Annotated in this window: 10 protein-coding genes; 8 read left to right on the plus strand and 2 right to left on the minus strand. The window is 45.2% G+C overall.

Annotation, left to right across the window (positions count from 1 at the left end; genetic code table 11):
- From ABFW99_RS04135 to ABFW99_RS04145, 3 genes are all read left to right on the plus strand, one after another.
- A partial coding sequence (locus ABFW99_RS04135; protein WP_440707431.1) for an imelysin family protein occupies positions 1-875 on the plus strand: 875 nt, incomplete at its 5' end.
- 3 nt (positions 876-878) lie between these two features.
- Entirely contained in the window at positions 879-2,252 is a 1,374-nt protein-coding gene (locus ABFW99_RS04140) for an HTTM domain-containing protein (protein WP_349353277.1), read from the plus strand.
- The gene (locus tag ABFW99_RS04145; protein WP_349353276.1) at positions 2,230-4,716 is read left to right on the plus strand and encodes a TonB-dependent receptor domain-containing protein; all 2,487 of its coding nucleotides are present in this window, start codon (positions 2,230-2,232) and stop codon (positions 4,714-4,716) included. The genes ABFW99_RS04140 and ABFW99_RS04145 overlap by 23 nt, the downstream gene beginning before the upstream one ends.
- A 1-nt stretch (position 4,717) precedes the next feature.
- Here ABFW99_RS04145 and ABFW99_RS04150 read toward each other — a convergent pair whose 3' ends face one another.
- A complete protein-coding gene (locus ABFW99_RS04150; protein ID WP_349353275.1) occupies positions 4,718-5,251 on the minus strand; it encodes a transposase in 534 nt (177 codons plus the stop codon).
- Between the two features lie 127 nt (positions 5,252-5,378).
- Between ABFW99_RS04150 and ABFW99_RS04155 the strand changes: the two genes are divergently transcribed.
- The 5 genes from ABFW99_RS04155 to ABFW99_RS04175 all read left to right on the plus strand — a co-directional run bounded on the left by ABFW99_RS04155 (position 5,379) and on the right by ABFW99_RS04175 (position 12,615).
- Positions 5,379-6,464: a TolB family protein gene (locus ABFW99_RS04155; protein WP_349353274.1), complete on the plus strand. Its 1,086-nt coding sequence runs from the start codon at positions 5,379-5,381 to the stop codon at positions 6,462-6,464.
- A gap of 117 nt (positions 6,465-6,581) precedes the next feature.
- Positions 6,582-7,220: a hypothetical protein gene (locus tag ABFW99_RS04160; protein WP_349353273.1), complete on the plus strand. Its 639-nt coding sequence runs from the start codon at positions 6,582-6,584 to the stop codon at positions 7,218-7,220.
- A gap of 82 nt (positions 7,221-7,302) precedes the next feature.
- On the plus strand, positions 7,303-8,193 hold the full coding sequence (locus tag ABFW99_RS04165) for an ABC transporter ATP-binding protein (protein WP_349353272.1): 891 nt from the start codon (positions 7,303-7,305) through the stop codon (positions 8,191-8,193).
- An 18-nt stretch (positions 8,194-8,211) separates the two neighbouring features.
- Positions 8,212-11,877 carry an ABC transporter permease/M1 family aminopeptidase gene (locus tag ABFW99_RS04170; RefSeq protein WP_349353271.1) on the plus strand — a complete coding sequence of 1,222 codons (3,666 nt, stop codon included), beginning with the start codon at positions 8,212-8,214 and terminating at the stop codon, positions 11,875-11,877.
- 162 nt (positions 11,878-12,039) lie between these two features.
- Positions 12,040-12,615, plus strand: a complete 576-nt coding sequence (locus ABFW99_RS04175) for a YdeI/OmpD-associated family protein (RefSeq protein WP_349353270.1) — start codon at positions 12,040-12,042, stop codon at positions 12,613-12,615.
- Between the two features lie 75 nt (positions 12,616-12,690).
- Here ABFW99_RS04175 and ABFW99_RS04180 read toward each other — a convergent pair whose 3' ends face one another.
- Complete coding sequence (locus ABFW99_RS04180) at positions 12,691-13,167, minus strand: thioredoxin family protein (protein ID WP_349353269.1); 477 nt, start codon at positions 13,165-13,167, stop codon at positions 12,691-12,693.
- Positions 13,168-13,169: the final 2 nt, after the last annotated feature.

Here is a 13,169-nt window from a genome sequence, read left to right on the forward strand (position 1 = left end):
ACCTGGAATCCGCTTACCTGGCTTTTCAGTCCGTTTCTATGTTTGAGATTGGTAAACCCATGGAACTTCGCTTTCGGGACAACCTGAATATTTACCCGACAGACACCACCGAAATTGAAAATAACATTCAATCCGGGTCTTATAACCTGGAACTTCCTTCACTGAATAACAGTCAGGGATTTCCAGCCTTGGATTATTTATTGAATGGATTGGGTGAAAATGACACCGAGGTCCTGACTTTTTATTCCACACATCCTGATGCTGAAAACTATCAGCAGTACCTGACTGATCTGACTTCCCGCATTGACTCTCTTACTGATTTGGTACTCAGCGACTGGACTTCCAACTACCGGGATGAGTTTGTGAGTAACTCCGGAAACGGTGCCAATTCCTCGCTCGATATGATGGTAAATGACTATATCTATTACTACGAAAAACACCTTAGAGCCGGTAAAATCGGTATTCCTGCAGGTGTATTTTCCGGATCACCGCTAAGCACGCATGTGGAAGCTTATTACCGTGATGATTTCTCTAAAGAGCTTTTCAATGCATCGCTGGATGCTACCCAAAACTTTTTTAATGGTGTACATGTAAATCAGCCAAACCAAAGTGGGGAAAGCCTGAACAACTACCTTGATTATCTACAAACCAAAAAGGAAGGCACAGATCTCGCCACCCTCATAAATAACCAGTTTGATGCAGCCCGGCAGCAGGCTTCATCACTCAAAAAGAGTTTCGCAGGACAGATTCAAACAAACAACACAGCTATGCTTGCAACCTACGATGAACTCCAGATGAATGTGGTTTATATGAAAGTAGATATGTTGCAGGCGCTGAATATAAACGTGGACTATGTTGATGCCGATGGTGATTAAGCGGTGAGCGAATCTTCAATCCGATCATATCTGAATACCTCAACCAATGCTGCTCCGCTGGCTGTATTCCGGATGTTATTCGGGCTGCTGATGCTGATCAGCATTGTTCGGTTTGCTGCCAATGGCTGGATTGAAAAGCTCTATATAGAACCACAATTTTTCTTCTCTTACTACGGATTTGAATGGGTTCAGCCTCTTGGAGACTGGACCTATCTTATTTTTATTATCTGTGGGCTTTCGTCCATTTTTGTAGCTATGGGGTATAAATACCGGCTTTCGATCGTCGTCTTTTTTCTCAGCTTCACCTACATAGAGCTGATGGATAAAACCACTTATCTCAATCACTATTACTTTATCAGCATCCTCAGCTTTTTGATGATCTTTCTGCCAGCACACGCCTACTATTCCGTGGATGCCCGAAAGAATGAACGGCTGAGATCACAACAAGTACCGGGGTGGTCCATCGATTCCATCAAGCTGCTGCTCTTTATTGTTTACTTCTATGCGGGATTGGCCAAACTCAATTCTGACTGGCTGATTGAAGCGATGCCTTTACAAATTTGGCTGCCTTCCAAGTATGCACTTCCGCTGCTGGGAGATCTGCTCCAGCAAACCTGGACTCACTACGCCTTTGCCTGGGCCGGTGCCATTTACGACCTCACCATTCCTTTCTTATTGCTGATCCGGAAAACACGAATCTTTGCCTTTGTCTTGGTAGTCATTTTCCATGTACTCACCCGGGTGTTATTCCCGATTGGGATGTTTCCTTACATCATGATTGTAAGCACCCTCATATTTTTTGATTCCGCATTACACAACCGAATACTGGACTATTTCTCAAAATGGTTTAACATCACTAAATTCTTTTTTGATAACGGCAGCACCTACACATTTCCCCAAAAATGGGTTCGTAAAGCTTCTATTAGTGTTGTTTCTGTATTCTTTGTGCTTCAGCTACTCATCCCCTTCCGGTATATGATGTACCCGGGTGAATTATTCTGGACCGAAGAAGGATACCGTTTTTCGTGGAGAGTTATGCTGATGGAAAAGGCAGGTTATGCAAACTTCAAAGTTGTAAACCCTGATTCCGGCCAACGCTTTTATGTGGACAATACTGAGTTCCTCACTCGTTTCCAGGAAAAACAGATGTCCTTTCAGCCCGACTTCATTCTGGAATATGCCCACTTTCTGGAAGATCATTACCGGGAAGAGCATGGAATTGATGATCCCGAAATCTATGTTGACAGCTACGTGGCCTTAAACGGACGAAGCAGTAAGCGCTATGTAAACCCGAATGTGGACCTCACTGAAATTCAACCCTCACTAAAACACCGAACCTGGTTACTCCCTTTTGATGATGAAATTAAAGGCCTTTAGTTTTTTTGCCTTCTGTATGTTGATTGCTCTGCCTGCCACCGCCCAGATTAACTTCTCGGGATATGTAGTAGAGAAGGAAACCGGAGAGCCTGTTGAAGGGGTCGATATTTATAATAATGATGCGGGCAAGTCCTACATCACGGATGAAAATGGTTATTTCGAGATCAACAACCTTGCCTATGGCAACCTGAACCTGTTTTTCTTCAAGCTTGGTTATAAGATCATAAACCGCACTTTTGTGCCGGATGCCAACAATGCCCCCATCACCATTGAGCTTGAAAAACTTTCAGAGGAGATGTCAGAAATTGCCGTCATTGACCAACGGGACAAGGTTTTTGCCATAAAAAGGCTGCGTGAAGTTGAAGGCACTTCTATTTATGCCGGCAAAAAGAATGAAGTAATTGCCCTCGACCAAATGGTGGCAAATACTTCAGCCAATAATGCCCGGCAAATCTATGGTCAGATATCAGGGCTCAACATTTTTGAGTCGAATGATGCCGGGCTTCAGCTGAATATCGGCGGTCGCGGACTCGACCCCAATCGCTCATCCAATTTCAATATCCGACAGAACGGCTACGACATCAGTGCCGATGTACTTGGTTATCCCGAAAGTTATTATACCCCTCCGGCTGAAGGTTTAGCAGAAATACAGGTAATACGGGGAGCCGCTTCTCTTCAATACGGAACCCAGTTTGGCGGGTTGGTTAACTTCAAAATGAAAAAACCGACCGATGACAAGCGAATTGAGCTCACTTCCCGTCAGTCGGTTGGTTCCAACGCTCTTTTTACTTCCTTCAATAGTGTGAGCGGGACTTCCGGAAAGGTTGGCTATTACGGATACTATAACTACAAAAACGGCGACGGATTCCGGCCTAATTCAGAGTTCGAATCTGACAATCTTTACTTGTACACTGATGCCCAATTAACGGAGAAAACCCACATTGCTCTCGACTTCACCTACCTGAATTACCTTGCTCAGCAGCCGGGCGGGTTGACCGATGCTCAGTTTTACCGTGATCCGACCGTCAGCAATCGCACCCGTAACTGGTTCGAGGTAGACTGGAAGCTGGCATCGTTAAATGTGGAACATGAGTTTACCTATAGAACCAAACTCAGCCTTCTTGTATATGGACTGGATGCTTCCCGTAAGTCTGTAGGATTTCGCACCAATCGAGTTTCTCAGGAGGATGACCCTGCTGAACCCCGGGACCTTATTCTTGGAGACTTCAATAACTGGGGAACCGAAGTCCGCTTTCTAAATCGTTATCAAATTGCCGACAAAAATGCTGTTTTTCTAATCGGCAGTAAATGGTATCAATCCAAAAATACTTCGATTCAGGGCCCCGGAACCAATAGCGGCGAACCCGATTTTACCCTGGCAAACGAACAATTTCCAAATTATCCGAACCAGTCCGATTTCACCTTTCCAAACCGAAACCTTGCTTTTTTTGGGGAGAACATCTTTTACCTGCAGGATAACCTGTCCATTACTCCGGGGTTCCGCTTTGAGTACATCCGGACAAAGAGCCGCGGTACTTTTAAGCGAGTGAATTTCGACCTCGCCGGAAACCCCATCCAAAACCAGACCTTCGAAGACGACCGCACTTTTGAGCGCCACTTCCTGCTATTGGGAGCCGGGGTAAGCTACTTGCCTGACAGTCAAACCGAACTATACGGTAACTTTTCCCAGAACTATCGCTCGGTTACCTTTAATGATATTCGCATTGTGAATCCTACTTTTCAAGTTGATCCGGACATCACCGATGAAAGCGGGTTCACCTCAGATGTTGGACTCCGGGGCAGAATTGGCGAAAGCGTTTCGTATGACATCGGAGGCTTCGGTCTGCTTTACGACAACCGGATCGGAGAAGTATTACGAGCAGAAACCCGAATCAATGCTGAAGGAGAAGAAGAGCAAACTGGACGGGTGGTTCGCTATCGGGGCAATATCGGTCAGGCCTTCATGTATGGAATAGAAAGTCTGGTTGAGGTAAATCTCCTCCCTCTTTTTGGTACTGAAAACCGGGATACAAAGTTAAGCGTATTTGCCAATACGGCCTTAACCAAATCCAGATATATAGATTCTGAGGTTCCCGGGGTTGAAGGCAATGAGGTTGAGTTTGTACCGCTGCTTAATATGAAGACCGGGGTTAATTTTGGCTATAAAAATTTGGTCGGCTCGGTTCAATACACCTACATATCTGACCAATACACCGATGCTTCCAATGCCGAGCAAAACTTCAATGATAACCAAAGCGGTATCCGGGGGGCTATTCCAGCTTATGATGTGCTGGACCTGTCTCTTTCCTGGACGTATAAGAATTTCACCCTGGAATCGGGTATTAATAATGTATTAGACGATTGGTACTTCACCCGCAGGGCAACCGGCTATCCGGGTCCCGGTATCATCCCATCTCCTCCCCGCACATATTATGCTACCATCCAGCTTCAGTTTGGCAAGTAAATTACATCACATTTTTGGAGTCTTTTTCCCAATTTAAGGGATTGTATTCAATGTATTCCCTGATTCTGTTCAGGGATTTTTCATTCCGAATGATATGGTCATGGAACCGGGGTTGCCATTTAAATTCGTAGCCTTTTAGGTTGCACCATCTTGTAACTGCACCTTTGTAATTATTCAGGATCATAGATAGAGATCCGGCCTTTGGCTTACCAAATTCCCTGATCTTTTCCTGTGGCATCTTGCAATTGCAAGATGCCACAGGATTTAGACCATTTTCATCTGGTAATATCTGGATAATACCATGGACATGATTGGGCATCACTATAAATGAATCTAACTTAACTTTATCAAAGTGATTAGGAATCTGATTCCAAAAAAACCAGGCCGCACATCCCTGTTCCGACAGCCCCATTCTTCCATTTTTAATTTCTCCTAAATAGTACTTTCGGTTTTTTGTACATACCGTAATAAAATAAAACCATGGAGTTCTATAATCCCAGCCATCCAATCGAAGTGATTTTTGCCAATATTGCATAATTACAGATGATTTTTATTTACAGTAAGAGCCCCTTCACCCCAAAACCTTACAGAATTATTTCTGTGAGGCGGGTTCCCTTTTTCCTTATCTTCTTCATGCTTTTAGAAAACTCAATCAACTATTCATGAAATTCATTTCTGTTCTTATTGTAGCTCTTGCTGCAATTTCCTGTACATCCACCCCGGAAAAGAAACCATATAACCCGGAAGCTGACACCCTGAAATATGCCCAGGAAGTTCATCTACGCAATGTTCAGCAGCTTACATTTGGCGGCGACAATGCCGAGGCCTACTGGAGCTATGACAGCGAAAAACTGATCTTCCAGTCCAACAACCCGGAATGGGGCGTAGAATGTGATCAGATCTTTTACATGGACATTTCCGGGAAAGAACCCGGGTTTGAGCCACCTATGGTCAGTACAGGAAACGGACGTACTACTTGCGCCTATTTTCTACCCGGCGATTCCACCTTTGTATATTCATCTACCCATGCCGAAAACATGCAATGTCCTGCCACACCTGAACGAGGAGCAGGCGGAGCATATGTTTGGCCGATTTACGACAGTTACGACATTTACAAAGCTGACCTGGACGGAAATATCATTACCAGGCTAACCGACGAACCCGGCTATGATGCCGAACCTACCGTTTCCCCAAAAGGAGACAAAATTGTGTTCACTTCTACCCGAACCGGGGACCTGGAACTGTTCATCATGGATACCGATGGATCAAATGTAATACAGATTACCGATGAACTCGGTTACGACGGCGGGGCTTTCTTCTCCCCCGATGGCAGCCAGCTTATTTTCCGTGCTTCCCGACCTGAAACAGATGAAGAAATCGCCAAATACAAATCACTGCTGGAAGAAGGCTTGGTTGAACCTACCAACATGGAACTTTTTATTGTGAATGTGGATGGAACCGGACTCCGCCAGATAACCGACCTGGGGAATGCCAACTGGGCTCCTTATTTCCATCCTTCCGGTGAGAAGATTGTATTCTCTTCCAATCACCAATCCCAGCGCGGGTTCCCTTTCAACATTTTCATGATCAATGTGGATGGAACCGGGCTTGAACAAGTTACATTTGACGAGGCTTTTGACTCCTTCCCGATGTTCTCTCCGGATGGTGAAAAAATCGTGTTTTCCTCTAACCGAAATAATGGTGGAGACCGCTCAACGAACGTATTTGTTGCTGACTGGGTAGATTAGAAAATCACAGTTTACAGGTATTACAAAGCCCGATTCTAATACTGAATCGAGCTTTTTTACTTTGAATCACCGCCCCGATTAGTTACTATTTAGTATTCCCTAACAGCCCGGGGCAGTATGATGCACAAAGCAAAATTCTTACTTCTACTTTTATCCGGACTGTCTATGTTGGGATGCTCCTCCTCCAAAGATTTACCAATACGTACCGATTTCTCTTTTGAGTTCGACCGTCAAACCTACCACATCATAAGTATATCAGCTCCCGATGGTGAAGGATATAATTATCTGATTCAATATGAGGGTAATGAATCTGTATTACGCTCTATGGATACCAACCAGGATGGGATTCTGGACCTTGTTCAATATGGCGAGATATCACTGAACGAAGCTAATAAAATCTATACCTATGGAATTCAGCAGGCTATAGCGCAGCAAAAGTTTAAAGCCCGTAAAGACAAAAGGATCTTCACCCACACAGAAACCAACCTTAAATATACCCTTGAAACCATCGGGTTTTATAGTGACTTGCTGTATAACCGATTCGAAATCGCCAATATCATCACCGGTGAAAACGAACTATTCTTTGATATGGATGCCGATGGTAAACTCGACAAGATTGAGCAGAGCGACCGTACCCTTGAAGACGCCCGGGAACTCTACCAGAAAGTAATACAGATCGGGATAAGTAAAAACCTGATCGAATTTCGGTTTGATAAATATATTGTATTGATCGCACCTCAAGAAAAAGCTTCCTGATTTTTAAGGTGAATTTTATTCGGTGAATACGCCCCGATTTACTTATACTCTTCCCTGTTACTCTTATTCAATCAGCCAAAAAATGAAGCTATCACTTTCCAATATTTCAAAAACATATAAAAACGGGGTTAAGGCACTGGATAATGTGTCTATAGAAATTGAGTCGGGGATGTTTGGACTGCTCGGGCCAAATGGCGCCGGTAAATCCACCCTCATGCGAACCATCGCCACCCTTCAGGCGCCCGACGCCGGGACTGCCTACCTGGATGATATCAACATACTGAACGACAAAAACAGCCTGCGGAAAGTACTGGGCTATTTGCCGCAATCTTTTGGAGTGTATCCGAAAATGTCAGCCGAAGACCTGCTTCATTATTTTGCTCGCCTAAAAGGCATCGCAGATAAAAATCAGCGAAACCAAATGGTGAATACCGCCCTTGAAGTAACCAACCTGATGGAAGTCAGGCGCAAAAGTGTAGCCGGCTACTCCGGTGGTATGAAGCAGCGTTTTGGTATAGCCCAGCTGCTGCTCAACGATCCAAAACTGATTATTGTGGATGAGCCTACGGCCGGACTCGATCCTTCCGAAAGGCACCGGTTCCTGAACGTTCTCCGCGAAATCGGAACCAACCATATTGTGATTTTCTCCACACATATTGTGGATGATGTGAAAGAACTTTGTACTGACATGGCGATTATGAATGGCGGGAAGATATTGAGTCACCACACTCCAGAAGAAGCGGTTACAGCTCTTGAAGGACAAATGTGGACCAAGAACATCGAACGTGATACCCTTGACGAGCATGAGGCTAAGTTTAACGTGATTTCATCCAGCTTCAATCAGGATAATACGCTGAACATCCGTGTTCACAGCAACGAAAAACCTGATGAAAGTTTCGAAGCTAAAAGTCCTGAACTGGAAGACGTGTACTTCGTCACCCTCCGGGAAGAAAAAGAAGTCGTAGCCGCTTAAGCCCAAATATCTTTTATTATGTTCTATAACATCTTCACATTCGAACTGCGGTACTGGTTGCGCAAGCCTTCTTTTTATGTGTACTCGGGCATCCTGTTTTTGTTGTCATTGTTTACCATGGCAACGGCCGCAGGTTTATTTGAAAGCATCACCGTCAGCATCAACTCAATCACCATTGTAAACTCGGCTTCGTCCATTAATGGGTTGCTGAATGAGATGGCCGTTATCGTCTATTTTCTGCTTCCGGCCATTATTGGAGGAACGATCTATAAAGACTACAAGCACGAGATGCACTCCGTACTGTACTCCTACCCTTTTACCAAGTGGGAATACTTGTTGGCTAAGTTTCTGGCTGGAATTTGTATAGCAACACTGGTTGTAGTAGCCGCTGCTTTTGGGGTATTTTTGGGAAGTATTTTCCCCGGCACTAATCCCGATCTTTTAGGGCCTTTTAAGCTGATTAATTACACCCAGCCTTTTCTTTACTATATCATCCCCAATATGATTTTCTTCGGGGCTATTGTTTTTGCTGTCGTCACATTTACGCGAAATATCAATGTAGGCTTTATTACCATTTTAGCCCTTTTCCTGATCCAGATTTTCGCAGGCAACCTAACCCAGGATCTTGACAACAAGATGCTGGCCGCCCTGCTGGATCCATACGGCTTTCAAGCCAACGCCTATTACACGGAGTACTGGACCATCTACGAACGCAACCAGAACCCACTCCCTTGGGGTGAAGTTATTTTATATAACCGCCTCCTTTGGTCGGGTTTGGGTATAGCTATCTTCGCTCTTGTTTACCGCGCCTTTAGTTTCAGTCAGGAGGCATTTTCGTTTAGCTTATTCCGAAGTAAGAAAAGCGAACGGGTTACCAAGAAAAACTTTGGCAGTATTCTTACGGTCTCACTTCCCAAAGTGGATTTTGATTTTTCCTGGACCCAAAACCTGAAGCTGGCCTGGACTCTTTCTGATATTGACCTGAAATACATTATTAAAGGCTGGGCATTTATTATAATTTCGCTGGTGGGATTGCTGATTTCATTAAGCGTAATTCTGCTTGGTGCTGAAATTTTCGGAACTGATACCCTCCCTGTTACCTGGCAGATGCTGCAGTTGCCGGGCACTTTCTTCAACCTGTTTATCAATATCCTGACTTTCCTTTATGCCGGAATGCTGATTCACCGCAGCCGCACCTCCAATATCGACCAGCTGGTGCATGTGACCCCAACGCCCAACTGGACCATCCTGCTTTCCAAGTTTATTGCCTTGGTAAAAATGCAGGTTATTCTGCTGTCCATCATTATGATTGCCGGAATAGGCGTACAGCTTTTCAATTGGTACTACAACTTCGAAATCGGGCTGTACCTGTTTGATCTATATGCTATATCACTGGTTCATGTAGTAATTTGGGGATTACTCGCCATCCTCTTCCACACCTTTTTCAAGAACTACTACATTGGCTTTATTCTCTTGCTCTTGATCTCCATCGGGATTTCATTCCTCGGCAGCATAGGCATCGAACAGGATATCTTTAAATACAATCAGGGACCAGGTACCCAATATTCCGACATGAACGGATACGGTTCATCACTTGCTGAATATTATGTGTACAAAGCATACTGGCTGTTGTTGGGAATCGCCTTTTATGTACTCTCCATTATTCTTTTCCGAAGAGGCTTACCCGGCAGTATCAAAGAGCGATTGCAAAATGCGAAGCGGGAATTCACTCCGGCTCTGAAAGCCACATTTACCCTTTCGCTGGTTGGATTTCTCTCTATCGGTAGCTGGATTTACTACGTGGATAACATCAAATACGAACGGCTTTCCTCCAAAGAAAGAGAACAAAGGGCTGCTCAGTGGGAAAAGAATTACGGGAAGTTCAAAGGCATCCCTCAGCCTCGTATCATTTCATCAACCATCAATCTGGATTTAGTGCCCGAAACGCGGGACTTCAAAGCTGCCGGAACCTACATTCTGAAGAATAAAACGAACGTCCCGATTGATTCCATCCACATCGATCACAACAATTTTATCAGCTCGTTTAGCTTCAATCAGCCTTATACATTGGTGATGGAAGATGACTCCATGAACTATGATATCTACCGTTTGGATAAACCTATGCTCCCGGGCGATACCTTGCTCTTTTCGTTCGCGATTTCAAACAAACCGAATGAAATCCTCAGAAACAATTCACCGGTTCGTCATAACGGTACCTTTATCAACAACACCCTCTTTCCGAGATTGGGATATCAGGAGTCGATGGAGCTGTCAGGGTCAGATGCCCGAGAGCGATATGGGCTGCCTCCTAAAGAACGTATGGCTCCACCCACCGACAGTGCCGCACGAATGAATAACTACATCTCCGGCGATGCCGACTGGATTGAATTTGAAACGACCATCAGTACTTCGCCTGAGCAAATTGCCATTGCCCCGGGGTACCTGCAGGATGAATGGGAAGAAAACGGCCGCCGCTATTTCCACTACAAAATGGATAGCACCATGGTGAATTTTTACTCCTTCATTTCCGCTGAATTTGAGGTGGTTAAAGACACCTGGAATGATGTGGCCCTTGAGATCTACTACCACAAAGGGCACGATTACAACCTGGATCACATGATGAACGGGATGAAAAAGTCGCTGGACTATTACACATCAGAATACAGCCCGTATCAGCACCAGCAGGTTCGCATTATCGAGTTTCCGCGAACAGGAGGAAGTTTTGCACAGTCCTTCGCCAACACCATACCTTACTCTGAAGCTATTGGTTTTATAGCTGAAGTGGATACCACCAACGAAGATGGCCTGAATTATCCGTTCAGTATCACCGCCCATGAGGTGGCACATCAGTGGTGGGCACACCAGGTGATTGGTGCGAATGTACAGGGCGCAACCATGCTTTCCGAAAGCTTGTCCGAATACAGCTCGCTGAAAGTGCTGGAAAAGGAACATGGGGAGAATCAGATGCGGGTGTTCCTGAAGGATGCCCTGGACCGATACCTTATCGGCCGTACGATGGAATCCAAGAAAGAACTGCCTCTTGTCTATAACGAAAACCAGCAGTACATCCATTACAACAAGGGATCGCTGGTGTTTTATGCCCTGAGTGATTACATCGGCGAGGACAAATTGAATGCGGCTCTCAGCGACTATATTGATGAAGTCGCCTTTCAGGAACCTCCTTATACCACTTCCCTGGAATTGCTTGAATACCTGAAGGCCGCAACGCCGGATTCTCTTCAGTACCTGATCAAGGATATGTTTGAGACCATTACCCTGTATGATAACCGGGTGGAAGATGCTGCCTACACCGAGCTGGACAGCAGCACCTATGAAGTGAACCTGACGCTGCAGGTTAGCAAATACAGAACGGGGGAAACCGGCAAGCGAATTTATACCGATGAAGCGGGCGACAGCCTGGCCATTGAGATTGAAGATCGACGGCTACCGGTTAAGTCATTGCCCCTGCAAGACTGGGTGGATGTTGGTGTATTCGGAACCGATTCCCTGGGGCAGGAAACCGTGCTGTATTTCAAAAAGCATAGGTTCACTGAAATCCTGAATGATCTGACCATCACCGTGGATGAAGAACCCACTTCAGCCGGTATCGATCCCTTTAACAAACTGATTGATACTATTTCGAATGATAACAGAAGACCGCCTTCCCGGGAAGAAAGTGATTAAGATTTAAATTTTTTAACTTCGTTCCGCAGGTCGCCTGTGGAACGCCCTCCCGGAAGCTATACACAAGCTTGTTTGGTATATAACTATTCAGTTATTTCATCAAAAGCCAGGATCCTGCGCTGTTTAAACATCAGGCCGTTATATCGAATATAATCCAGTTTCATGCCTGAACCCGATCCAACAAAAATCCTGCCCTTTGCATCGCCTGAAGATCTCGGGCGATGGTTGAAACAGAATCACGCTGCTGAGGATGAACTGTGGGTGAAAATATTCAAGAAGAAGACCGGGATTCCAAGTGTGACCTGGGATGATGTAGTGATTGAGGTGCTGTGCTGGGGCTGGATCGACGGCATCAGGAAGTCATTAAATGAGCAGGCTTATCTCCAGCGGATCACCCCAAGGAGAGCCCGAAGCAATTGGTCAAAAAGAAACAGAGAGCATGCCGAGCGCTTAATCAAAGAGGGGCGGATGATGGAACCCGGCCTCAGTCAGGTTCGTGCAGCCCAATCAGATGGCCGATGGGAGAAGGCATATGTAGTAAGTGAATTCAAAGTGCCGGCGGATTTTCTGGAAGCACTCCAAAAAAAGCCAAAGGCAAAACAGTTCTTTGAAACGCTTAATAAGTCGGGTCGTTATCACATCGCCTACGGATTGGCATCAGCGAAGAAGCCCGAAACCAGGCAGAGGCGATTTAAAAAATTCATGGATATGCTCGCCCGTGAAGAAAAACCAGGTTGATCTCGCTCTGACGCTCGGCGTCGGAGCGTCTAAAATATCGTTCCGACGCAGAGCGTGCGGAACTAGGGCAGAGTCCTATCTTACCAGATTTTCCGTTTGACCCCAAACCACATACCCCAACACCTCTTTCAGTTCATCTGCTTCCATAAACCCCGAAATATGAAACAGGTATTCTCCCTTCGGTGATAAGAAAACGGTTGCAGGAACGGATTGCACACCAAACTTCTGAGCCAGCCGTAATGGAGTTAACCTGAACTGTTTGTAGTTTGTTTTGTCCTGATTGTCATCGCGGTTCAGGCGGGTAAGCACGAAGTCCTTACCCAGAGTTTCCGCAAGTTCCGGGTACACTTCTTTCTTCATTTTTTTGCACCAGCCGCACCACGGTGCCCACACATCTACCATGATGGGTTTATCCTGTTCTTCAGCCAGCTCCATTGCTTGTTCAAAACCATACCACTTCAACTCTGTGCCCTGGGCGTTTACTGATGTTACTATACCTAGGAAAGGCAAAGCCAGCATCAAACTAAGATATAAGAATGTATTCAGTTTCATGT

The organism is Gracilimonas sp. BCB1, assembly GCF_040117685.2.
In the GTDB taxonomy this organism is placed as follows: domain Bacteria; phylum Bacteroidota; class Rhodothermia; order Balneolales; family Balneolaceae; genus Gracilimonas.